At 39.1% G+C, this 23440-nt stretch carries 20 protein-coding genes and 1 tRNA gene; 14 read left to right on the plus strand and 7 right to left on the minus strand.

What is annotated here, in order from left to right:
• Positions 1-11: 11 nt before the first annotated feature.
• The gene (locus RCC89_04910; protein ID WMJ72503.1) at positions 12-2318 is read right to left on the minus strand and encodes a transglycosylase domain-containing protein; all 2307 of its coding nucleotides are present in this window, start codon (positions 2316-2318) and stop codon (positions 12-14) included.
• 14 nt (positions 2319-2332) lie between these two features.
• On the minus strand, positions 2333-4792 hold the full coding sequence (locus RCC89_04915; GenBank protein WMJ72504.1) for a tetratricopeptide repeat protein: 2460 nt from the start codon (positions 4790-4792) through the stop codon (positions 2333-2335).
• Positions 4793-5023: 231 nt separating this feature from the next.
• Here RCC89_04915 and RCC89_04920 point away from each other — a divergent pair, with 231 nt between their 5' ends.
• The 10 genes from RCC89_04920 (at position 5024) to RCC89_04965 (ending at position 12708) form a co-directional block, all read left to right on the plus strand.
• Positions 5024-5869: a M23 family metallopeptidase gene (locus RCC89_04920; GenBank protein ID WMJ72505.1), complete on the plus strand. Its 846-nt coding sequence runs from the start codon at positions 5024-5026 to the stop codon at positions 5867-5869.
• 27 nt (positions 5870-5896) lie between these two features.
• Positions 5897-6334 carry a polymer-forming cytoskeletal protein gene (locus tag RCC89_04925; GenBank protein WMJ72506.1) on the plus strand — a complete coding sequence of 146 codons (438 nt, stop codon included), beginning with the start codon at positions 5897-5899 and terminating at the stop codon, positions 6332-6334.
• A complete protein-coding gene (locus tag RCC89_04930; GenBank protein WMJ72507.1) occupies positions 6285-6521 on the plus strand; it encodes an AtpZ/AtpI family protein in 237 nt (78 codons plus the stop codon). The genes RCC89_04925 and RCC89_04930 overlap by 50 nt, the downstream gene beginning before the upstream one ends.
• Positions 6522-6914: 393 nt before the next feature.
• Positions 6915-7964, plus strand: a complete 1050-nt coding sequence (atpB, locus tag RCC89_04935) for a F0F1 ATP synthase subunit A (protein WMJ72508.1) — start codon at positions 6915-6917, stop codon at positions 7962-7964.
• A 35-nt stretch (positions 7965-7999) separates the two neighbouring features.
• On the plus strand, positions 8000-8251 hold the full coding sequence (gene atpE, locus RCC89_04940) for an ATP synthase F0 subunit C (protein ID WMJ72509.1): 252 nt from the start codon (positions 8000-8002) through the stop codon (positions 8249-8251).
• Positions 8252-8346: 95 nt separating this feature from the next.
• Entirely contained in the window at positions 8347-8841 is a 495-nt protein-coding gene (locus RCC89_04945; GenBank protein ID WMJ72510.1) for a F0F1 ATP synthase subunit B, read from the plus strand.
• A gap of 5 nt (positions 8842-8846) precedes the next feature.
• Positions 8847-9404 carry an ATP synthase F1 subunit delta gene (gene atpH, locus RCC89_04950; protein WMJ72511.1) on the plus strand — a complete coding sequence of 186 codons (558 nt, stop codon included), beginning with the start codon at positions 8847-8849 and terminating at the stop codon, positions 9402-9404.
• 2 nt (positions 9405-9406) lie between these two features.
• Positions 9407-10987 carry a F0F1 ATP synthase subunit alpha gene (gene atpA / locus RCC89_04955; GenBank protein ID WMJ72512.1) on the plus strand — a complete coding sequence of 527 codons (1581 nt, stop codon included), beginning with the start codon at positions 9407-9409 and terminating at the stop codon, positions 10985-10987.
• A 3-nt stretch (positions 10988-10990) separates the two neighbouring features.
• Positions 10991-11893, plus strand: coding sequence for an ATP synthase F1 subunit gamma (atpG, locus tag RCC89_04960; protein WMJ72513.1), 903 nt, complete (start codon positions 10991-10993; stop codon positions 11891-11893).
• Between the two features lie 59 nt (positions 11894-11952).
• Entirely contained in the window at positions 11953-12708 is a 756-nt protein-coding gene (locus RCC89_04965) for a hypothetical protein (protein WMJ72514.1), read from the plus strand.
• Here RCC89_04965 and RCC89_04970 read toward each other — a convergent pair.
• From RCC89_04970 to RCC89_04990, 5 genes are all read right to left on the minus strand, one after another.
• Positions 12697-13863 carry an AIR synthase-related protein gene (locus RCC89_04970; protein WMJ75642.1) on the minus strand — a complete coding sequence of 389 codons (1167 nt, stop codon included), beginning with the start codon at positions 13861-13863 and terminating at the stop codon, positions 12697-12699. The genes RCC89_04965 and RCC89_04970 overlap by 12 nt on opposite strands.
• Before the next feature lie 89 nt (positions 13864-13952).
• Positions 13953-16043 (minus strand): OmpA family protein, encoded by a 2091-nt coding sequence (locus RCC89_04975; protein ID WMJ72515.1) that lies wholly within the window; start codon positions 16041-16043, stop codon positions 13953-13955.
• A gap of 131 nt (positions 16044-16174) precedes the next feature.
• The gene (locus RCC89_04980; GenBank protein ID WMJ72516.1) at positions 16175-16681 is read right to left on the minus strand and encodes a hypothetical protein; all 507 of its coding nucleotides are present in this window, start codon (positions 16679-16681) and stop codon (positions 16175-16177) included.
• Between the two features lie 2 nt (positions 16682-16683).
• Positions 16684-17472: a (Fe-S)-binding protein gene (locus RCC89_04985; GenBank protein ID WMJ72517.1), complete on the minus strand. Its 789-nt coding sequence runs from the start codon at positions 17470-17472 to the stop codon at positions 16684-16686.
• Between the two features lie 4 nt (positions 17473-17476).
• The gene (locus RCC89_04990; GenBank protein ID WMJ72518.1) at positions 17477-18814 is read right to left on the minus strand and encodes a (Fe-S)-binding protein; all 1338 of its coding nucleotides are present in this window, start codon (positions 18812-18814) and stop codon (positions 17477-17479) included.
• Between the two features lie 78 nt (positions 18815-18892).
• On the opposite strand from RCC89_04990, the gene RCC89_04995 reads away from it, so the two are divergent.
• The 4 genes from RCC89_04995 to RCC89_05010 all read left to right on the plus strand — a co-directional run bounded on the left by RCC89_04995 (position 18893) and on the right by RCC89_05010 (position 23430).
• A tRNA-Phe gene (locus RCC89_04995) sits at positions 18893-18965 on the plus strand.
• 1235 nt (positions 18966-20200) lie between these two features.
• A complete protein-coding gene (locus RCC89_05000; GenBank protein ID WMJ72519.1) occupies positions 20201-21295 on the plus strand; it encodes a hypothetical protein in 1095 nt (364 codons plus the stop codon).
• A 7-nt stretch (positions 21296-21302) separates the two neighbouring features.
• On the plus strand, positions 21303-22355 hold the full coding sequence (locus RCC89_05005; GenBank protein ID WMJ72520.1) for a hypothetical protein: 1053 nt from the start codon (positions 21303-21305) through the stop codon (positions 22353-22355).
• A 1-nt stretch (position 22356) separates the two neighbouring features.
• On the plus strand, positions 22357-23430 hold the full coding sequence (locus tag RCC89_05010; protein WMJ72521.1) for a hypothetical protein: 1074 nt from the start codon (positions 22357-22359) through the stop codon (positions 23428-23430).
• Positions 23431-23440: the final 10 nt, after the last annotated feature.

Here is a 23440-nt window from a genome sequence, read left to right on the forward strand (position 1 = left end):
CTGAGGTGTTCTTAATCCCTGAAGCCATCAAGATCATATCCATCTATCTCGTAATCGTCTTCGTCCTCCTCGTCCTCTTCATTTTTCTCTTTAAACTTTTTACAGTCTACTTCGACAGAAAGTGGTTTTGATGGTTGTGGAAATTTTTGTCTTTTGACTTCCAATGATTCATCTTCATATACTTTTTGCATAAATCCAGCCCATATAGGCATGGCCATTCTTGCACCTTGTCCCATTTCCATTGTTCTGAAGTGTATGCTTCTGTCTTCACCTCCTACCCATGCACCACCGACAAGTTTTGGGGTAATACCAACAAACCATCCATCGGAAGCATTCTGAGAGGTACCTGTTTTTCCTCCAATTTCATTGTCAGGGCCAAGAAGGCCATATCTGTGCAAGCCAAGTGCTGTTCCTCCCGCTTCTTGTGTAGCACCTTTAAGCATGTGTACCATTAAATGTGCCGTTTCTTCATTGATGGCTTCTTTGGTTTCGGGAATAAACTCTTGAAGCACATTACCATGTTTGTCTTCTATGCGTGCAATGAAAAATGGTTTCGTGTAAACACCTTCGTTGACAAAAGCGCTGTATGCGCCGATAAGTTCATATACGGATACATCACTTACGCCGAGACAAAGCGCAGGCACAGGGTCTAACCTGCTTTCTATGCCAAGTCTTTTTGCCATATCTACTACTGCATTTGGACCTACCTTCTTTATCAGGCCTGCAGTGATAGAGTTAACAGAGTTTGCCATAGCTTTTCTCAAAGTATAAGGCTCTCCGCTGAATTTATTGTCTGCGTTTTTCGGCGTCCATGTTTCATTTTCATCGCCAGTTTGGAAACTTACCGGGGCGTCTACCATTTCATAGCACGGCGAATAGCCATAGTCTAGTGCGGTGGCATATACTAAAGGCTTAAATGTTGAGCCTGGCTGCCTTCTTCCTTGTTTTACATGGTCATATTTGAAGTGCCTGTGGTCTATGCCACCTACCCAGGCTTTGATATGTCCCGATGCAGGGTCCATAGCCATAAACCCGGTATGTAGAAAATGCTTATAGTACCTAATAGAGTCCATAGGGGACATAAGTGTGTCTTTTTCACCTTCCCAAGAAAACACCCGCATGTTTACCGGCTTGTTCATTTCCTCGTAAATCTTCTTGGTGTCATCACCATGTTTAACTTGCAGTGATTTAAACCTTGGGGTTCTCTGGGCTGCATTTTCTATGAAGTTTTTGATTTCTTTTCCATCGTCGTCTATCCAAGGGTTTCGCCCCTCCCAGTGTTCAAAGAACTTTCCTTGTAGCATTTTCATGTGTTCAGCCATAGCGTTTTCAGCATATTTCTGCATGCGGCTGTCGATGGTACAATATATTTTCAGGCCATCGGCAAAAAGGTCAATGCCTCTGTTGCGGCACCAAGCCAATAAGTAGTTGCTGACTACACTTCTAAAGTAGGTGGCCAAACCTTTGTTATGGTTTTCTACATTATAGTTTAGTTCAAGCGGTATTTGCTTTAGCGAGTCTGCTTCTGTTTTAGCCAGATAATTGTACTTGTGCATTTGCTCGATAACAACATTTCTTCTTCCAAATGAATTGTCAGGGTTCATTACCGGGCTATAAGTAGTTGGCGCTTTGAGCAGACCGACCAGTGTAGCCGCCTGTGGTATGTCAAGACTGTCAGGAGTTGTGTTAAAGAAGGTTTTTGCTGCTACTTTGATACCAAAAGAGTTACTTCCAAAGTCCACCACGTTTAAATACATGGTAATGATTTCTTCTTTCGTATAGCTTCGTTCTATGTTTACGGCAGTGATCCATTCTTTAGTTTTTATGATGAGCATGTTAAGGGCGTGGCTGTTCAGAGAAGAAAGCCTTCCTTTGTATAGTTCGCCACGCGTGTCAAACAAGTTCTTTGCCAACTGTTGCGAAATGGTACTGCCCCCACCTGCATTAGACTGTCTCATTATCCCGGTTCGGATCATTACCCTCATAAGGCCTCTTAGGTCAATACCTGAATGCTCTTCGAACCTGGAATCTTCAGTTGCTTTTAGTGCATTGATCAGATTGGGTGAAATATCGTCGTAGTCTACCGGTGTACGGTTTTCTCTAAAATACTTTCCAAGCAACACTTCGTCTGAGGTATATAATTCAGACGCTACCTCACTTTTGGGGTTTTCCAGGACTACCAGGCTTGGCATTGGCCCAAACAAACCCATAAAATCAACAGATACCATATAAATATATAGTATCAGCACAGACAGTCCTGTAATAAAGGACGCCCATGTAAAAATCATTAAATACTTAAACTTTGATCTTTTGGCCATAAAACTTTTGACTTTTATTCATAAAAAGCACGGTAAAACCTTAAGTAGGCGTCCATGTCTCTTGATTTTTCAAACAAACTATAATTATCATCAGTAATCAATGCTATTCTATAGGACGGTTTGTAGTCATTCAGGAATGAATGTATACTAGTAATATCGTCCATATAATTAAAGCCTTCTTCTATGGAGCCGAATGCTCTTACAACAACTGCCACTGTTGAATCATTCAAATCTAAAAGATTTATTTCTTTTGAAGCACCATTTTGGGCTGATTTGTCTGTGAAATTCCTGAACTGAATCATTATTTTATTTTTAATGATTTTATCCTTAGGAAGTTCTGCTATAAAGAAGTGAGGTTTATCAAGTTTGTTGATATACTTAACTTCCACACCACCTGGCCTGTCTCCGTCTTGTTCTTTTTGAGCCAAGTAGTCATCAGCCGTTTTCATTAGTTCTTCTGCTTTTTTAAGCAAAGTACTATTGCTGTATGTTTCGATGAACGCTTCCAGGTCATTTCTGAACTGGAGGGTACTTCCGGTTTTTCCATGGATAAGTATAAGCAAAAATTCTATTTTATCTTCTATATCACTCTCTGGATATTGATCTTTTATATTATTTAATGCTTTTTCACTTAAGAAATATTCCTTTTGTGAATAGAGTTCATATGCCTGCTTGAACAGTTTGGCCACTTTTTTATTTAGCGCCTTACTTTCTTCAAGGTAATTCGGATTTTTAATTATTTTGGCAAACACTGAATTAGGGAATTCACTAAGTATCATGTTTTTATAATCTTCTGCTTCGGGGCTTTCTTTTTCTTTATGTAACAAGTACAGGAAGTAAAGCACCTCAGGCCTATGCTCAGATTTAGGATATTTTTTTATTAACCTTTTAAATGTTTCAATAGAGTTTTCATATTCCTCTAGGTTTAGGTCGTAAATTTTACCCAACTTATAAAGCGCCTGCTCCAGACGGTGGTCAGAAGTATCCATTTGTGTTTGTGTAAATGGAATGTCTTTATATAACTCCTCTTTTCGCTGAGCTCGTATAGCCGCGGAGTCAACTTCTTCTGCAAACATTTCCTCCTCTTCCTCCTCTTCTTCATCGTCGTCAAAGTTCACTTCTTTCATAGACCTACGCCAATGGTCTTCTAGTTTACGTTTACCCCATTTTCTTTCAAATTCCATTCTACCCATATTTACATTCGCTGGGTTATAGAAGTACCATTTGCCGGAGCCATCACCGGTACCCAGGCCTTGCTGCTGTTGCATGGCTGCTGCATTGGCTTGTCTTTTAGCTGCTTCTTCCAAGCGCCTCATATCTTCACGCTGTTTCTTTTCTTCGTCCAGAATTATTTGATCCAAGAAGGCACTAAGTTTTGTACTGTCCATTGCTGCAAGTCTTTGTAAACTATCTTCGCGTTCAATGGTTTTTAGTTGTCTAACGAACTCGGCCAATATTTCCTGTCTACGGGCTATAGGTTTATACTCCCTGTCTTTTTTGTCCCATAGCGTAACAGTACTGTCGTAGTAAGCTTTGGCTAATTCATACTTTTGCAGGTCTTCATAATACAAGCGCCCTAGCTGGTGGTAAGAGCGGGCTTTTTGAAATTGGTCGCCAGCACTACTTGCCAATGACTTTTCGAAAAACTCGATGGCCTTTTTATGATTGTCCTGATTAAGTCTGAACAGTGCCATTTCATAGTATATCTTGTCCTTATATTCTACGTTTTTCTTGTCCTTTAGTAATTTTCTGAAATACTTTTCTACCTGCTGTACGTCGCCTGCTCTGGACAGGTCGGATACCTGTGTCATATATAAACGTGCAAAAAACGATAGCTCGTATGGGGGATTGTTTTTGAGTACGGCTTGATAATGTTCGTGCGCTTCTTTGGGCCTTCCTCTAAATTGGTTTAATTGCCCAAGAATAAAATGTACCCTAGAGCGCTCGTCACGTTTTTTGATAAATGGCACAGCCCTGGTGAGGTGGGCAATTACAAAATCGTAATCCTCTTCTTCCAGCACCTCTTTGCTATCTGCAAGTTTTTGGTAGTAGTAGCCAAGGGTTAGGTGAAAGTTTCTTTTGTTGTCATCGGTCAGCTTCCTTTTTTTCAGGTAGTCTACTACCGAAGGGACAAGCTTAAGTTCTTCTGAATAGATATAGGTCCTAATGAGCCAGATGAGAGCGTCTTGTTTATGCTCAACGTCTTTTCCTTTGGTGTTTACATATTTAAATGTTTGTACGGCAGTTTCAAACTCCCCACGGAATATCCTTGACTGGCCGATTAGCAGATATGACGGATCTACCCAGTTGCTGTTTTTGTGTTTTTGAACAGGCAGGGCTGCTTTTTCTATAATATAGTCAGTGCTTGGGACTAAGCTTTTTTGAAGGGTCGTGTCTAAGTTAGGGAAAACATAAAGCGGCCTGTTGTAGTCATCTTTGTGCGCTTCCCACATATCATGCTCTACCTCTTTCATTTTTTCTCTCGCCAGAAAATATGCATTGTACCTGGCCGTTACATTATGGAATGTTTTGCTTACAAAGTTTTGACTATACTGCGAACAGCCCGAAAAAGTAAGGATGATGGCTGCGAAAATCAGCCAAATATTTCTCGGTGTCGTTAAAAAATTAAAATTTGCAGCTCTCAATTTATTAAATGCTGTTTTAATCTGTAATTTTACAATCCTTTATAAAACCCAAAAGGTAAATTGAAAAATAAAAAGACAATATACAAGTGGTTAACGAATAGATTCCTTTTAATTATTCGTAACGAAGAAAATTTTGCAGAAAAAAGAACCTATAGTTTCAACTATGCAAAACTAATAGTCTTTTCCATACTATTTCTTTCTTTGGTAACCGGTGCCTGCTTTTTTGTTGCCACTACGGCTCTTGCAAAATGGTTTAACCCGCGGTATCAGCAAATAGAGACTAATAAAAAAGTTATTTCACTTTCAATTAAGGCCGATTCCTTATTATTAGAAGTGCAGCGGAAAGATATGTTTATTGCTAATATCAGAAAAGTGATTGCTGGTGAAATTCTGGAGTATTCTGAGGACAGTGTGGTTTCTTCTAATCAAAAACAGGTTCAAGCCGCCAATCTTGATGAGGTTTCTGACGTTGATAAGGAACTAAGAGCCCGCTTTGAAAGTGGGGGGCACGAACTTTCTTATTTTGAGCAGAATGCTGGTGGCGATTTAAATGATATTTTTGTAAAACCTGTGTCAGGAATTCCCGTAAACGGACAAGTAGAAGGGGGCAACCTGTTAAGGTTAAAGGTAGGCAAAAAGGAAAGTGTGAAATCTGTCGCTGAAGGGAAAGTGCTTTTTACCTCTTGGACGTTAGAAGACCAACATATCATAGCGGTGCTTCACCCTGGAAACTTTATTTCGTTTTATAAAAATGTTTCAGTAGTCTTGAAGAAAAATGGAGATAGTGTAAAAGCAGGTGAGGTAATAGCCAAGGTGGGAGACTCTGATGAAGATGCACAGGTGGTAAGTTTTGAACTTTGGCACGAAGGTGTTCAGGTCAACCCGCAAGATTATATTTTATTTTGACAATTTCGTAGATAAACCTTATTTCCCATGTTCAGTAAAAAAGATGACAAAAAAATTCCCGAGGAGGTTTTGAACTCCCGTACTATTATAGCCAAAGGCACACTTTTAGAAGGTAACATAGAAACTTTTGGTAATATACGTGTAGAGGGAAAGTTAATCGGAAATGTAAAATGCAAGTCTAAGGTAGTGCTAGGAGACTCTTCAAAAGTAGAGGGCAACATATTGGCCAATACTGCTGAGGTAGAAGGTGAAGTTGTAGGCGTAGTTGAAATTTCTGATGTTCTGATCCTAAAGTCGACGGCAATAATTAATGGAGACATTGTTACCAATAAATTGGTTATTGAGTCAGGTGCCACTTTTAATGGAAAATGTAAAATGGGCGCTGTAATCAAAGAGATAAAAATAGGAGAAAACGTTGAGCAGACAAAGCAACAACCGACAATCGCAAAAGAAAAGACCGCTTGAGGCTTATATAAAATATTCCGGCCTGGCCATGCAAATGATCATGCTAATGCTTATTGCTGTCTGGGCCGGATCAAAGCTTGATGCTTACTTTGAAGTAAAGAATCGCCTTTTTACTATATTTTTATTATTGTTTTCCGTGATAGGCTCCGTATATTTGGTGATTAAATCCCTGCTCAACAATAAATGAAAAACGGAACGACGAGTTTTTATAAAAACTTTCTGCTTCTTTTTATAACAATTAGCCTGATTATCTTCTTATTAACCCATGTAGTGGATGCAGGGTTTCCAAGTCAATACATTTGGGTAATACAGATATATTTTCTGATCGTGTCTCTTGCTAGCCATAGGATAGCTGAAATGGGGCTGAAGAATGTCGAGACTTTCCATGTTTATTACATGGGGTCTATGGGTTTGCGGTTTTTCTTATCCTTGGTATTTGTGCTTATTTTCCTTTTTCTGTCCAAAGATGCACGGTTAAATTTCGTTATTGACTTTTTTATTTTGTATTTCACATATACATCGTTTGAAATATATATACTATTGCGTAATTTGCGAGCCAATTCTAAAAATGAGGGAAAAAATGTTTAAAAAGCAGCTTTTAATTGCTTTGCTGGCTGTGCTATGCCAGTTTAACTATGCTTTTGGGGGAAGCCAGTCAGAAGACACTCCCATTGAAGAAGTTAATGTCGGAGAAGTAATCATGCACCATATAGGTGATGCGCATGAATGGCACTTTGCAACAATCGGTGAAACACATATAACACTTCCTTTGCCGGTTATTTTATTTTCAAATCAGCGGGGCTTAATAACTTTTATGTCTTCGCAGTTTCATAACGAAGAACACGCCCACCAAGGACTGCACTTGGATCATGAAACGGCCACCATTACTTCTACCCATCCTGATGAAGTTATATATGACTTCTCTATTACTAAAAATGTTGCAGCCCTTTTTATAGCATGTATTATACTTGTGTGGGTATTTCTCGCTGTAGCTAAAGGCTACAAAAACAATGCCGGTCATGCTCCTAAGGGTGTTCAGTCTTTCTTTGAGCCTATCATTGTATTTATAAGAGACGATGTAGCTAAAAGCATTATTGGTGAAAAGAAGTATGAAAGGTTTCTTCCTTACTTGTTGACTATATTCTTCTTTATTTGGTTCAACAACTTATTCGGGTTATTCCCAGCCGCTGCAAACGTTACCGGAAATATCTCAGTAACCTTTATGTTGGCTGCCACTACTTTTCTTATCACTAACTTTAGTGGTAATAAAAACTATTGGGGGCACGTGTTTAACACACCAGGGGTGCCTTGGCCTATTAAACTTATCATTGTACCAATTGAGATAATAAGTTTATTTACCAAGCCATTTTCGTTAATGGTCAGGTTGTTTGCCAACATCACAGCGGGGCACATCATTATTCTCAGCCTTTTGTCTCTGATCTTTTTGTTCAGGACTGCCTGGGCTAGTTTGCTAAGTCTGCCTTTTGCATTGTTTATGTCCTTCCTAGAGTTGTTCGTTGCTATATTGCAGGCTTATATATTTACCCTGCTTTCAGCTATGTACTTCTCAGCGGCAGTAGAAGAACATCATGAGCATGAGCACGACACTGTAGAAAAACCACTTTACTAAGAATTTTTTGTTAAACTATATATAAACAAACCTTTATGTTCAATCCATTATTCTTAATCGAATTAGGCTGGGCTCTTTTCGGAGCTGGTGTTGGTGCTGGTATCGCTGCTTTAGCTGCAGGTATAGGTATCGGTAAAATAGGTTCTTCTGCTGTTGAATCTATTGCAAGACAACCTAATGAGAGTGGTAAGATCCAAACTGCTATGCTTATTGCTTCTGCCTTCATCGAGGGTGTTGCTCTTTTTGCAGTAGTTGTTTGTCTTCTTATTTCTTTCACAGAAGCTTAAGTCAAAAAGTTTTTTGAAGCCGGGCATTAGGCTCGGCCTCAGAAGACTGGGTTTTACATAATCTTGATTACCGGAATTTATTACTAAATACATACATGGAACTTATAACCCCAGATTTTGGCCTATTATTTTGGCAAACTCTTACTTTCATTATCGTATTGTTCATACTTTCAAAGTTTGCCTGGAAGCCGATTATGCAAGCCTTGAAAGACAGGGAAAATACGATTGAAGAAGCTTTGTCTTCTGCACAACGTGCCAAAGAAGAAATGCTTCAGATGAAAGCAACAAATGAAAAACTTCTTCAAGAAGCTCGTTTGGAGCGTGAGAAAATCCTTCGAGAAGCCCAAGCAACTGCCAATGAGATGGTTTCTAAAGCTAAAGAAACTGCTCAGGTGGAAGGTAACAGGATGATTGAAAACGCTAGAGTGGCAATCAACACTGAAAAACAAGCGGCTCTTACAGAGGTGAAAAATCAAGCGGCTGAACTTGCTATTGATATTGCAGAAAAGCTTTTAAGAAAAGAACTTTCTGATGCTGCTGCTCAAAAAGAACTTGCAGATAAATTTATTAAAGACGTAAACTTAAATTAAAGGCAATGCATGAGTCGAGGGTGGCGTCCAGATATGCCAAATCTTTAATAGACTTCGCAATTGAAAAGGGAATCTTGGAAGAGGTTAAGAAAGATATGGCCTTTTTTGGGGATCTTTGTGAAAAAAATCATGAACTGGTAAGGGTACTTAAAAACCCAATTATCAAAAGTGATAAAAAGAAGCAAATTCTTCACATCCTTTTAAAAGGTAGGGTCAACGATGTTACCCTTAAGTTCTTTGATATTGTTTCTGGTAAAGGTCGGGAAAAGTTTCTTTTCCATACTTCCAAGGAATTTTTATCTCAGTATAGAAACTATAAAGGTATAGTAAAAGCCCAGGTGGTAAGTGCTTATCCTATTACAGAAGACCAAAGAAAGAGCTTTGTAAAAATAGTTTCTGATATAACTGGTAAGAAGGTCGAACTTTCCGAAGTTATCAATGAAAATATTATCGGAGGCTTTAACCTGACCATTGGAGACCGTCAGATAGACGAAACAATTAAGAGCAAGCTCCAGAAATTGAAAAGTAATTTTAGTTATAATCCATATTTAGCCAAAATATAGTTATGGTAGAAGTAAGACCCGATGAGGTTTCTGCAATATTAAGAGAGCAGTTATCTAATTTCAGAACAGAAGCTGAGCTTGAAGAAGTCGGTACCGTTCTTCAGGTAGGTGATGGTGTGGCAAGGATTTATGGCCTTACCAACGCACAATCTGGTGAACTTTTAGAATTTGAAAACGGGTTAAGGGCTATGGTTCTTAACCTTGAAGAAGATAATGTAGGTGCTGTATTACTTGGAGATTACAGTAATGTTAAAGAAGGTGATACAGTTAAAAGAACTAAAAGGATTGCTTACGTTAACGTAGGCGATGGTCTTATAGGTAGGGTGGTGGATACGCTGGGTAATCCTATTGATGGAAAAGGCCCTATCGAAGGTAAAACTTATGAGATGCCATTAGAGAGAAAAGCTCCTGGTGTTATTTATAGACAGCCGGTAAATGAGCCTCTTCAAACTGGTATCAAGGCTATTGACTCTATGATCCCGATCGGTAGGGGGCAAAGGGAGTTGATCATTGGTGATAGACAGACTGGTAAAACGGCTGTTGCGCTTGATGCTATTCTTAATCAAAGGGAATATTATGAAAAAGGTGAGCCGGTATTTTGTATCTACGTTGCTGTAGGTCAAAAAGCAAGTACTGTAGCTCAAATAGTTAACGCTCTTGAAAAAGGTAAAGCGTTAGATTATACTGTTGTAGTTGCTGCTTCTGCTTCAGACCCAGCGCCTATGCAGTTTTTTGCTCCTTTTACGGGTGCTGCTATAGGTGAGTTTTTCAGAGATACAGGTCGTCCTGCTCTAGTGGTTTATGATGACCTTTCTAAGCAGGCTGTAGCTTATAGAGAAGTTTCTCTTTTATTGAGAAGACCTCCAGGACGTGAAGCTTATCCTGGTGATGTATTCTATTTGCATAGTCGTTTGCTTGAAAGAGCTGCCAAAATCAACAAGTCGGACGAGATTGCTAAGAACATGAACGACCTTCCTGAAAATATCAAAGATATTGTTAAAGGTGGTGGTTCTCTTACTGCACTTCCGATCATTGAAACACAAGCTGGTGACGTTTCCGCTTATATTCCTACCAATGTGATCTCTATTACAGATGGTCAGATATTCCTAGAAACTAACCTTTTCAATGCTGGTATCCGTCCTGCTATTAACGTAGGTATCTCCGTATCTAGGGTAGGTGGTAGTGCTCAGATCAAATCTATGAAGAAGGTTTCTGGTACACTTAAACTTGACCAAGCGCAGTTTAGGGAACTAGAAGCATTTGCTAAGTTTGGTTCAGATCTTGACCCTTCTACAAAACTTACGATTGAAAGAGGTAAGAGAAACCTTGAAATTCTTAAGCAAGCACAATACTCTCCAGTAGCTGTAGAACTTCAGGTAGCTATTATCTATGTGGCTACCAATGGTCTTTTAGACAATGTACCGGTAGAGGAAGTTAAGAATTTCGAGAACCAGTTTTCTGGGCTTCTTGTGGCGCAACACAAAGATGTTCTGGAGACAATAAAATCAGGTAAAATAGATGACTCTGTTACCAGCGTACTTAAGCAGGTAGCTAAAGATTTATCTTCAAAATTCGCTAAATAAATTATGGCAAGTTTAAAAGAGGTCAGAGGAAGGATAGTATCTGTCAATTCTACGCAGCAGATTACCAAAGCCATGAAAATGGTGGCCGCTGCTAAGTTGAAAAGGGCACAGGATAATATTATAAAAATCCGCCCTTATACTCAAAAGCTAGATGAGATTCTTCACAATATTACGTCCAGCCTTGACAGCTCTTTTGAGAATCAGTACAGTGTTACTAGAGAACCAGAAAAGATTTTGTTAGTGGTAGTTACTTCTGACAGAGGTCTTGCGGGGGCTTTTAACACCAATATCATCAAAGCAACGAATTATTTTCTGGAAAACCATTATCGTGAGCAACATAATGCTGGTAATGTGACTTTGCTTTGTATCGGTAAAAAAGGTGCTGATGCTTTTAAGAAAAGAAGTGATGTCAAAGTTATCAATGACTACGCTACGCTTTTTTCTGATCTTGTATTTGATAATGTCAGGAAAGCTGCCGAGTATGCTATGGATAGCTTTGTGAAAGGTGAATATGACAAGGTAGAAATCGTTTACAACGAGTTTAAAAATGCGGCTGTACAGGTGGTAAGAAGGGAGAACTTTTTGCCTCTGGTTGATGAAGAAAAAGAGGAGGGACAGGAAGAGCAGAATGCACAAGGTTTTGGAACGGATTATATTTTTGAGCCTTCTAAAACCGAAATTGTAAACGAGTTGATCCCTAAAAGCTTAAAAATTCAATTTTACAAAGCACTTCTTGAGTCTAATGCTTCTGAGCATGGTGCACGTATGACGGCCATGGACAAAGCTACTGAAAACGCAAAAGAATTGTTGAAAGAGCTTAGGCTTAGCTATAACAGGACAAGGCAGGCGGCTATTACCACTGAAATTCTCGAAATTGTGGGTGGTGCCGAAGCGTTGAATGCCTAGTTTATAAAATTTTTGTTTCTAAGCCCACCTTTTTGGTGGGCTTTTTGCGTTTATTACCTATGGGGTACAACGTTTTTATCGCTTTTTGTGCTTTTCTTCTTTCCCTTTCTACATTTGTTCTTCTTGGGCATGCCGAAATCCATTATTTAGGGATTTCATTGGTGTCTTCGGTTGCTACATTTGCTGTTTATGCATGGTTAAAGGACCAAGCCAAATGGCCTTTGTGGTTCATGCTCCTTTTGGTGTTTATGATGATACCTTTTGGGGCGAGCTTTTCACTGATTGTTTACTGTATTCATTTGGGTGTAATTGCCTATTGGTATGGACGTTCTTTAACAACACCAATTTTTAACCTTCAGGCACTTAGGTCAATTCCTTTCTTTAAGGCCATTGTCTTGGGATACACATGGGCTTCTGTTACAGTCATACTGCCTGTTTTATTTTCAGGATTAACATTAGGTCAGGAAGTACTTCATGTTTTTGTACAGCGACTGTTTTTTATCGCTGGTATTTCTTTTGTATTTGATGTGCGAGATCTTGTTGCGGATAAAAAAGGCAGAGTCGCAACCGCCCCGTTATTAATAGGTGTACCTTGGACGAAGCGGGTCTCTATGGTATTTCTTTTTATTTATTTATTATTGGTTTTTTACTATACTCATAATGATTATGCTATTCCATTGTTGATTTCAGGTTTGGCGGCTTGCTTTTTTGTGGTTCTTGTAAACAAAAAAAGGCAGCCTTATTATTATGCTGCCTTTTTGGATGGTTGTATGGCTTTTCAAGGAGCCATGATTATCGCATGGTTACTCATATAGATATTCAATGCCGTTATGTTTGATGGTCAGCCTTTTTTTGTCAGACTTTTCTACTCTTCCTATTACTGCTGCATCAATATTATAGCTGTTAGCTATATCAATGACCGTTTTGGCATAGGATTCAGGTAAATAGATTTCTAATCTATGTCCCATATTGAACACCTTAAACATTTCTTTCCATGGGGTGCTGCTTTCTTCCTGAATTAATTTGAACAAAGGTGGTACTTCCATTAAGTTGTCCTTTATAATATGCAGGTTCTCTACAAAATGTAAGACTTTTGTTTGGCCGCCACCACTACAGTGCACCATTCCATTAATTTGGCTTTTAAGTTCTGCAAAAAGCTTTTTGGCTACCGGAAGGTAAGTCCTGGTAGGGGAGAGCACTAGCTTTCCTAAATCGAGCGGAAAGCCATCAGGCTTTTCTGTTAAGCTACGGCTGCCTGAATAGATCAGATCCTTAGAAATGGATCCGTCATAACTTTCAGGGTATTTAGTTGCATAGTCATGTTTAAACACATCATGGCGGGCAGATGTGAGTCCGTTGCTTCCCATTCCTCCATTGTACTCGTTTTCATATGATGCTTGACCATGGGAGGCAAGGGCAACGATTACATCCCCTTCTTTGATCCGGTCATTTGATATAATATCTTCCCTTTTGGCCCTGGCTGTGACAGTACTATCTACTATAACTGTTTTTACTAAATCGCCTACGTCAGCGGTTTCTCCACCAGTACTAAATATATCTACATCATTGTCACGAAGCATTTGCAGGGTTTCTTCCGTTCCGTTAATTATCTCTGCAATAACTTCTCCTGGGATTAGATTTTTGTTTCTTCCAATGGTAGAGGATAGCAGAATTTGGTCGGTTACGCCAACACATAGCAGATCGTCCGTATTCATTACCACCGCGTCTTGTGCTATTCCCTTCCACACAGATATATCTCCTGTTTCCTTCCAGTATATGTATGCCAGGGAAGATTTGGTCCCTGCGCCATCCGCATGCATTATATTGCAATAATTGGCATCATTGCCCATAATGTCGGGTATGATTTTACAAAACGCCTTGGGAAATATGCCTTTGTCAATGTTCTTTATTGCATTATGAACATCTTCTTTGTCCGAGGAGACACCTCTCTGATTGTACCTGTTCATGATATTTGTAATTATAATGCAAAAATAAAAAGTCCCGGGATTGCCGGGACTTTTTTGTGAAAGTTTTTGATTAAATTTTTATTGTTAGTGTTTTATTCCTTTTCTGGATCTTCTACCTCAACTTCTTCTATTTCTCCTATACTTTCTTCTTCCTCTTCTGGAATAAGCTCTTCCGTAGCTATTTGATCTTCAGGTTTGGATTTATTGAAAGACTCACCTTTATAGTCGATTTCTACATCTTCTAGAATACCAGTAATCTTCACTTCTGTTCTTCTGTTTTTTTGGTGTTCTTCTTCAGTTTTTGCACCAACGATCAGTGGCTGGGATTTTCCATAACCCATAGCTGTTATTCTCTCGCTTTCTATACCTTGCTTAATGATATAAGCAACTGCCGAGTCTGCTCTTCTTTGAGATAACTTTCTGTTGTATTCTGCATCACCCCTTTCATCTGTATGAGAGCTTAGCTCTATGGTAATGTCTCTATTGTCGTCAAGGAATGCTACAATTTTGTCAAGTTCTTTTGCTGCGGAAGGTTTGATGTTTGCTTTATCATAATCATAGTAGATATTGTCAACAACAAACTTGATTTTCTTTTTCGCCATCAATGTTAGGGAGAATGGGATTTTTATTTCATTGTCCCCAGGTTCCAAGTCTTCAAACGCTACCGTTTCGTCTTTGGTAGAAAGCTCAAATGACTTTCTCAAATATGCAGGTTCACCTGGCTTGTCAGCGACAATTCTATAGTTTTTCTCAGGTTCAACTGGTAGCTCAAATTTACCTTCGGGATCAGATTTTACGACAGATAGGGTGTCTCCATTATCGTCAATAAGTCTGATAGTGGCACCTGCCAAGATATGTTCCTCTATTTCATCTTCTGTTCCGAATGCTGTACCGTCTATAGAATAAATAGCAATACGTACGCGAGACTTGTCAACAAATTCATAAATATCGTCATCACCTTTTCCGTCCGGCCTGTTAGAACAGTAAAAACCGCTTATGCTATCAGTTTTGAAGATGCCAAAATCATCATAAGTACTATTTAAAGGGCTTCCCATGTTTTCAACAGCCAGCTCACCTTCTTCATCTTCAGTGACTACAAAAACATCAAGTCCGCCAAGCGTCGGGTGGCCGTCAGAAGAAAAGTAGAAGGTTCCGTCTTCGTATTCAAACGGGAACATCTCATTGCCTGAGGTATTGAAAGGGGCGCCAAGGTTCTCTACATTGCCCCAGTCTCCTGTAGAGTCTCTGGTGGCTTTATAAAGGTCAGTTCCGCCCATTCCGCCTTCACGGTTAGATGCAAAGTATAATGTTTTGCCATCTGCCGATAACATTGGCGTGGAATCCCAAGCTTCTTCATCTGATATTTTCATCATAACAGGCTCTGACCATTCACCTTTTACCATTTTAGACATGTAAAGGTTTACATCATGAGATCCCTCTTTCTTTTTACCTGTATTGCTTCTTGTTAGGTACATGGTCCTGCCATCTTTAGAAAAGACCGCACAGGCTTCGTGTGCGTTCTCACTGTTGATAGACTTTGGAAGTCTTTTCGCTTGTCCGGAGTATTTTTCTACACCGTCAAAGATAAACTCATAAATATCGGTAAACCCAGTTCCTGTTCCGCCGTATACTTTCTCAGAGCCTCTTGAAGAAGTGAAAAATAAGCTGTTGTTAAACAAAACCGGTGCATAGTCAGCTCCTTCACTGTTTAGCTCTTCAAGGTTTCTGATGTCGTACCATGTTTTTTTCTTGGTTACATCTGACAAGAGTTTGAGGTTTTCTATTTCGGCTTTGGCCCTGTCGATCAAGTCAAAGTTGCTGGCAATTTTCAAAAATTTGCGGTACTGCTCTTTGGCGTTTTCATATTTGCCATTTGCCGTCATGGCTTTGGCATAATAAAAATAGGCTTCCTCGTCCTTGATGCCTGCATCTATTGCATCTTTATAATAAGACTCTGCATCGTGAATCCTGTTTGATTTTCTATAAGCCTCTGCAATATAGTAGTTGGATTCAGCCCTAGGGCCACCTTTGGCTAAAGCTTGCTTAAAATCTTCTTTAGCATATTCAAACTCTTCTTGCTCATATCTTTCTTGACCACGACTAAAAAGCCTTTTGGCACTTGGGGAGCAAGATGAAACGATAACTGATAGTATCAGGACGCTCAGGATTCCGGTTTTTTTCATTGATTTTTTTGATTAATATTTATCAATCAATTTTTTACAAACTGCAAATAAATTAAGCCAAATTTATAAATGTGTCTATGCCTAATTTAAATATTGCAATATGCAATAATAATCAAAAAAAATTACATTTCTTATTTATGACTATTATTATTTTTGATTGGAATATATTTTGATAGCCAAGATTCCTTTAATGGTATTTGCCACTTGTTTTCCAGTTCTTTTTTCTTCGTAATCGTATTGTTGAAGATTTTGATATCAGAACTTACTTTTTCTTCAGAAACTAACTTCTTAATTTCCTGAAGCGTGGTTTGGCTAAACTCTTTTTCCGTACCATAGATAACGAAAGAGCGGTCCATTAATTTTATATTAAGTTCTTTTTCAAGTTCTTTAATAAAATGGATAGACTTATCTATACCGCATCCGCTTACATGTTCTCCTGATTCTGCGCCGATAACCACAAACCTGTCATAAAAAATTTTGCCTGCGGCCTCTACATCTTCGTTATGGCTTTGCCAAGATGAAAAAAAATCATCCATCCTTGCCATAACTGTTTTTTGCTCTTCATTGTTTAAAACTCTTTCGGCCTGGTAAATCCAAACGATTGACTCGGGGCTAAGGTCTTCAAATGATACTTTCATGTTTATAGATTTTCGTTTTTGGCAATAAGTTCTGCAATATCGTATACCTTTACCGATTGTTCTTTTTCTTTATTTTTCACACCATCAGAAAGCATCGTCATGCAAAATGGGCATGCAGATGCAATTATTTCCGCGCCTGTATTGAGCGCTTCTTCTGTACGCTCTACGTTTACATCTTTCTTGCCAGGTTCTGGCTCTTTGAACATTTGCGCCCCACCAGCGCCACAGCACAATCCTTTGGTTCGGCACCTTTTCATTTCTATGAGCTCTGCATCTAAAGTTTCTAAAACTTTCCTTGGGGCTTCGTAGATATTGTTGGACCTGCCTAAGTAGCAAGAGTCGTGGTAGGTGATTTTCTTGCCTTTGAAATCACCTCCTTCTTTGAGTTTTATTTTGCCTTCATCAATAAGCTGCTGCAAAAAAACAGAGTGGTGGATCACCTCATAATTTCCTCCCAAGCTTGGATATTCATTTTTGATGGTATTGAAACAATGAGGGCAAGCCGTAACTATTTTTTTAATATTATAGCCGTTTAGGAGCTGTATGTTGTTTACAGCCATCATTTGAAAAAGGAATTCGTTCCCAGCCCTTTTGGCAGGGTCTCCTGTACATGCCTCTTCGGGGCCTAATACAGCGTAATTTATCTTCAGCTTATTTAGTATTTTAGCAAAAGCTACTGTTACAGACTTATATCTTTCGTCAAAAGAGCCTGCGCAGCCTACCCAAAACAAGATTTCCGGCTCTTTATTGGCGGCAGCCAATTCCGACATTATAGGAACATTATTATCCATAGTATTAATTGTTTTTAATTTTTTCCGCCCATTTAAACCTGTCACTAGGGGCAAATTTCCAAGGGGCAAAGTTAGTTTCAACATTTGAGAACATCGCATTCCAAGCGGCTGGCGTGCTGGATTCTTCCATAGCCTTATAGCGCCTTAGCTGCATGATGATATCTAGCGGGTCTATGTTTACAGGACAAGCCTCTACACATGCTTGGCAAGTAGTGCAAGCCATAAGTTCTTCAGAGGTTATGTAACCGTCCAGAAGGGCAGCCCCTTCATTGGCTTTGTCTGTACCTTTAGTCTTAATGTTACGGCCAATTTCTTCAGCCCTGTCTCTCGTGTCCATCATGATTTTTCTTGGAGAAAGCTTTTTGCCTGTCATGTTGGCTGGGCATGAGGCTGTACATCTTCCGCATTCTGTGCAACTGTAGGCGTCCAGTATGTTTTTCCAAGTTAGGTCTTGAACATCTTTGGCGCCAAACCTTCCTGGAGGTGCTTCTTCTGTGCTTTCCGCAGGCGCTTCTTCTGGCACTCCTAGCATAAGTTTTACTTCTTTCGTTACTTCCGGCATATTGCTGAACTTCCCGGTAGGGGTAAGTTTGCTGTACCAGGTATTAGGAAATGCGAAAAATATATGCAGGTGTTTTGAATCATAAAATATGTACATAGAAAAAGCAAAAATACCTATTATATGAAACCACCACGCAAACCTTTCAATGGCAATTAAAGTGGCATTGGAGAAATTGGTGAAAAAGTCTACCAGTAGACCACTGAAGAAGAAACTGCCAGTTTGTACATAGTGTTCCGCCCCACGTTGCTGAAGCACTACGTCTGTAGAGTTCATTGTAAGAAAAGCCAGCATCAATAAAATTTCGGCGGTAAGAATAAGGTTGGCGTCGAGGGTTGGCCAGCGTCTCATTTCTTCCCCTTTAAAACGACGTAAGCCAAGAATGTTCCTTCTGATCAAAAATATCACACATCCTATGATAACAGATACTGCTAATAGTTCAAATACATTGATAAAGAAAGGATAGACATTGCCTAAGCCAGTGGCAAACACACGATGGGTGCCAAAAAAACCATCGAGTATGATTTCTATCATTTCAATGTTTATGACTATAAAGCCTATATATACAAACAAATGCAAAATAGCGGGGAGCGGCTTATGGAACATTTTTTTTTGGCCAAGAGCAAAGAGAACCATTGTCTTGAACCGTTCGGAGCGGCTTCCGGTCAGCTCTACCTCTCTGCCGAGCAAAATATTTTTTCGAATTTCTCTAATTCTTTTGGTAACGTAAAAAACTGTTACACCGAATATTATGATAAAAATTATTTGTGGTGCGTAAGCCATATATATGTTTTTTTATTTTTTAAGTTTAGAAAATTTGCATTGAAAAAAAAAATAGATACCTTTGTGTCACAATTCGGCGGTGATGTAGCTCAGTTGGTAGAGCAAAGGACTGAAAATCCTTGTGTCGATGGTTCGATTCCATTCATCACCACGCTTAGAACCCTCCTTTTTAAGGAGGGTTTTTTTATTTGTATCTGCTATATTGTTATAAGTGTCCATTTTTTCCTAAAGTATACTGTATTTCTGCCTTCAAAGTTATTGAAAGGTGATTTTTTCTTAAAAATACAACGTGCTTCACCTTTTATCTCTGCTTGGGGTAAAAGTAATAAGCATAAAAGTTGAAACCTAGACGTAACTAAGCTAATAACGCAAAATAATTTACGGTTTAGTAAAAAGAAGGTGGAAATTTGTAATTGGTGTAGCTACAAGCTACATTTTTTACCTTGTTTTTATATTCATAATTCCATATCCGACACAAGTTACGGATAGCAATGGTATAAGCTGTTAGTGCTCTTGCGTATAAAGTAAAAGAGCAAAATGTAAAGTCAAACTAATTAAACAGCCATAAGCTGTTGAAACTAACCCTTGCCTCTCTTCTTTTAAAGGTGACCTGCGGCTTGCCAATCGCAATATCTAATGTTTATTTTCCTATTTGCGTCTTGTTTAGGGTATCTCCGTAGCTGCAAGCTACGGATAGCATAGGCGTTTAGTGTTAGAGTTTTCGTGGCTGGAGTGTAGCTATAGGTTGACCCTAGTTTTAGCCTCTTAATATACGCTTACTGTAGCTTGCAGCTACAGCACCATAATATTCAAATAAATCCGTAATGTCGAAGGTAGCTTGGTATAGCTACTAGTGATATCAGTGAATATAAATTGTCATCTTTTTCTCCCGATGAGTCCATAACTATAAGCTATGTTTATTTTTTGTCTGACAATTTTAGCGATACTACCGCCTCTGTGTTTTTTTAAAGGTTAAATTGTATTTAATGTAGATGTATGGCGTTGGGCGACGGGCAAGATGTTATGTTTTTATGTATTTGTTTTAAAAATATTTCATGAAGCCCAAGAGGCTTACTGGGTGACTTTTGTACATGATTGGTGTATGATTTATTCAATTGTAAGGTTTTTTGCAAGTTTTTGCTTTTTTACGCTGTGAATATTTGAAGATTTTATTTTTATGATTCTTTGTTTTTTTCTTTAAATATTACATTGAGTGTAATTTTTTTTCTTTGTTAATATTTTTTACGGTTGTAAAATTGCGAGCTTGTTAAGCGTAGTGTTCTGCGTGTTTTGTCTTTGTTTGTTGTCTTTCTGTAGAAATGTTTGATTGTGTAAGAAATGTTTTGTTTAGGGTTTTGGCTTAAGATAATACTATGATTTAAGATTATGTATAGGAATAGTTTACTTTGTACTTTTTTACTTTTTTTATGTTTTCATGCATTTAAAGGGGTGGGGCAACAAACTTTAGTTAAAGGTGTGTCTATTGCTGAAGACTCTCTGCCTCCTCACCCTTCTGCTATTTTAGATGTAAGGTCATTGAATAAAGGTATGCTGATCGCAAGAATGACCTATGATGAAATGGTGGCTTTTGGTGATAAGAACCCTCCTGCTGGAACTACCGTGCATGTAGAAGTTGCACCTGATGCTAATTGGCAACAGCAGCAACGAAGGGGTTTGTACTATTGGAATGCTAATACATGGAAAAAGCTAGAAGTTCAGCGAATCCAATACCCTGTTGGCTCTATCTTATTTTATTCTCTTACGGGTCAAGAAAATCCTTCACAGCTTTTTGACTCAAATGGAAAAGGTCTCAGTGGCACTAAAATGGCAGGATGGGCAATATGTAACGGCAACCATGGTACGCCAGATTTAAGAGGGCGCTTTGTCGTCGGAGCAGATGGTAATGATAATGACTATAATGTTGGAGGAAAAACCGGTGGCATTACCATACTACATGGCAAAGGGCCTAATCCTACATTGACTTCAAACAATATTCGGCACCATAAACATAAAGTAGATTTTAGTTTTATGGATAGGGTTCGTATAGACCATGACCATGAGTTTGTTGAAGACCCGCACAGACATGAGTTCAATGTTACGAACAAAGGTTCCGGGAATAGTCACCGAAGGAGAGAGGGGGATAGTATGGATGAACAAACCACGGTTATGGTACGAAAGCGTAAAAATAGGCGGGGGCTTAGGAGAAATAATCCAGCTTATGAGGAGCTTCCAGGTCACCCTGTCATTCAAAGTAGAAGGACTGTTCTTAAGGTGGGTGAATCTCCTATTAGTGTCAATAATGCTACTATAGGTGAAGCGGTTCAGGAGACTGGAGGAGGAGAGCCTATAGATAATGCACCTCCATTTTATGTAGCACTTTATATTATGCGGGTAGAGCAAGGAACTGCAGTAAGTCAGCCTGGGCAAGGGAATGTGGAAATACCTGTTCCTTTATCAACTTCCTCTGGTACATGTAATTAATAAACAAATGCGATTTTTCCACCTATTTATCTTTATATCCCTTTGTTGTGCTTGTCCTTCTCTTTACGGACAGGTTTCTACTAATGGGGTAAAAGTTATTTCTGAGCAAGACAAGAACGTATTGTTACAGGACATCCCTGAAAGGGAATATAACACCGAACTAAAGAAAGTCAACCAGCCCGATGAATCGGCTATACTTGAAATTTATTCTAAAACACAAGGGGTGTTATTCCCAAGCCTTAGTTATAGCCAAATGGTCAGTATACAAGAGCCATCGGACGGGTTAACTGTTTTCGTCACTGATTCTGACAGGCAAGGGTTCCACATATATTATAGGAACAATGGATGGTTAAAGCTATCAGAAGAGGAAAACATAATTGCTCTTCCCAATGGTGGCGTGATTATGTATTATGGAGAGGTGGATGATTTTGATGAGTCAGGTCTTGGTAGAATAGGTAGCTCTTTAGAAGGCTGGGCTATTTGTAACGGCAATAACGGTACGCCTGACTTACGGTCAATGTTTACTGTAATGGCTGTAGATCCATCAGTTCATAACATTTCGGGCAGGGAAAGTTCTCTTACCAGTTATGGTTTACGGGTTACTTCTGGCAAGCAATACCTTATGGAAGACGCTCATTTGCCAGCCCACAAACATGCCCTTTCTTCTATCTCTGTGAATGCCCCACATACACATGTTGTTTACGAAGACGAGCCGCACAAGCACCATATTGAAACTTCCACTAAAAGATCCGTTAGCGATATCAGTGATGGACGACCTTTAAGGAGGTTCACTAGGGTAAAGAAAAAATGGGGGAATCAGTACCGGACAATCGCTACTAATGAATCTACTTTAGCAAATGTGGTGGTTTCTTCTGCGGTAGATGATGTCAGGTTTGAATTGCCTGCAGAAATATTTAAAGCAACTCCTGAATCAGCATCTGGACAAATGCCCATAAACAACCGTCCTGCATATACTGCTTTGTTATACATTATGAAAGTGAATTTCCTTTTGGATGAAAATTGCTATCAGCAATACAGAACCCTTCAACAATTTGACTGATATGAGATTACGGTTGCTATTTTTGATGTACTTATTAGGTGCCACTTTTTTATTAAAAGCACAGAGTGGTATTAAGATTACGGATGGGAGTGATTTAGAAAGTCATCCTGATATACTGTTTCATGCAGAAGCAGTTAATGAACCCCGAGGTGTTCTTTTTCCTCGAATGACTCACCAGCAGATGCTTAACATACATAATCCTAAAGAAGGGTTAATGGTTTATGTCACCGATAATACTGGTAATGCTCAAGGTATGTGGTTCTATGACTCCTATGATAAAGAATGGAAGCGTTATACGCCGGTGGATAATAGTCCCAGGTATGTGGAGCCGGAAGGGTCTATTATTATTTACACAGGAAATTTGAATAACTTTTATGGGTATGATGGACAGCCAGTTCCTCAAGGAGTTGGTAAAGGACTGGGTAAGGAAGGTACTGATATGGAAGGTTGGGCTATTTGTAATGGCAACAATCTAACCCCTAACCTTAGCGGAAGGTTTATTGTAGGCGGTTTTAAAGCAAGTGAAAATGGTACAATAAAGGAGCGAGAGGTTTCAGAAGGTTTTGAAGAAGCGCCTAATATCTCAATATATAATAGTACAGGAAGTACAGGGGGGCAGGACGAATATGCATTCACTGTCAATACAATGCCTCCACATGTGCATAGGTCCAATCAAGGTGGTAGCAGTAGTAGACTGGACCACTCTCATACAGTTACAGTTACTGGAGACCACGATCATGGTATAAACTATGGAACTTCTACTCTTTCTCAAAATGGAGAAATGAAAGTATCTATGAGAAGGCAGAAGAACCTAGAAAAACACCATAGTGGACCAACCAGAGATGGCTTAGTCGCAAAATTGGAAGTGCCGGAAAACCAAGCACAGATAGAGATTAACTTTAATCGGCTCCCTGATGGATCTTTAATGTCCACTTTCCCAGAAAATCAGACACATATAGAACCTGTAGACAATAGACCGCCTCATTACATTGTAGTGTATCTGATTAAAGTGGATAAAGGCATTTATCAGGGTCAGGGAAAAACTTATAATACTCCAAAAGCTATTAATTATTAGGGAAATTTTT

The organism is Cytophagaceae bacterium ABcell3 (assembly GCA_030913385.1).
Lineage (GTDB): Bacteria > Bacteroidota > Bacteroidia > Cytophagales > Cytophagaceae > ABcell3.

Excerpts from the sequence above, each read along its gene's own strand:
- RCC89_04910 (WMJ72503.1), bottom strand. The coding sequence starts at position 2,318 with ATGGCCAAAAGATCAAAGTTTAAGTATTTAATGATTTTTACATGGGCG.
- RCC89_04915 (WMJ72504.1), bottom strand. The coding sequence starts at position 4,792 with ATGAAAGAGGTAGAGCATGATATGTGGGAAGCGCACAAAGATGACTAC.
- RCC89_04925 (WMJ72506.1), top strand. The coding sequence starts at position 5,897 with ATGTTCAGTAAAAAAGATGACAAAAAAATTCCCGAGGAGGTTTTGAAC.
- atpB (WMJ72508.1), top strand. The coding sequence starts at position 6,915 with ATGTTTAAAAAGCAGCTTTTAATTGCTTTGCTGGCTGTGCTATGCCAG.
- atpE (WMJ72509.1), top strand. The coding sequence starts at position 8,000 with ATGTTCAATCCATTATTCTTAATCGAATTAGGCTGGGCTCTTTTCGGA.
- RCC89_04945 (WMJ72510.1), top strand. The coding sequence starts at position 8,347 with ATGGAACTTATAACCCCAGATTTTGGCCTATTATTTTGGCAAACTCTT.
- atpH (WMJ72511.1), top strand. The coding sequence starts at position 8,847 with ATGCATGAGTCGAGGGTGGCGTCCAGATATGCCAAATCTTTAATAGAC.
- atpA (WMJ72512.1), top strand. The coding sequence starts at position 9,407 with ATGGTAGAAGTAAGACCCGATGAGGTTTCTGCAATATTAAGAGAGCAG.
- atpG (WMJ72513.1), top strand. The coding sequence starts at position 10,991 with ATGGCAAGTTTAAAAGAGGTCAGAGGAAGGATAGTATCTGTCAATTCT.
- RCC89_04965 (WMJ72514.1), top strand. The coding sequence starts at position 11,953 with ATGGGGTACAACGTTTTTATCGCTTTTTGTGCTTTTCTTCTTTCCCTT.
- RCC89_04975 (WMJ72515.1), bottom strand. The coding sequence starts at position 16,043 with ATGAAAAAAACCGGAATCCTGAGCGTCCTGATACTATCAGTTATCGTT.
- RCC89_04980 (WMJ72516.1), bottom strand. The coding sequence starts at position 16,681 with ATGAAAGTATCATTTGAAGACCTTAGCCCCGAGTCAATCGTTTGGATT.
- RCC89_04985 (WMJ72517.1), bottom strand. The coding sequence starts at position 17,472 with ATGGATAATAATGTTCCTATAATGTCGGAATTGGCTGCCGCCAATAAA.
- RCC89_04990 (WMJ72518.1), bottom strand. The coding sequence starts at position 18,814 with ATGGCTTACGCACCACAAATAATTTTTATCATAATATTCGGTGTAACA.
- RCC89_05000 (WMJ72519.1), top strand. The coding sequence starts at position 20,201 with ATGTATAGGAATAGTTTACTTTGTACTTTTTTACTTTTTTTATGTTTT.
- RCC89_05005 (WMJ72520.1), top strand. The coding sequence starts at position 21,303 with ATGCGATTTTTCCACCTATTTATCTTTATATCCCTTTGTTGTGCTTGT.
- RCC89_05010 (WMJ72521.1), top strand. The coding sequence starts at position 22,357 with ATGAGATTACGGTTGCTATTTTTGATGTACTTATTAGGTGCCACTTTT.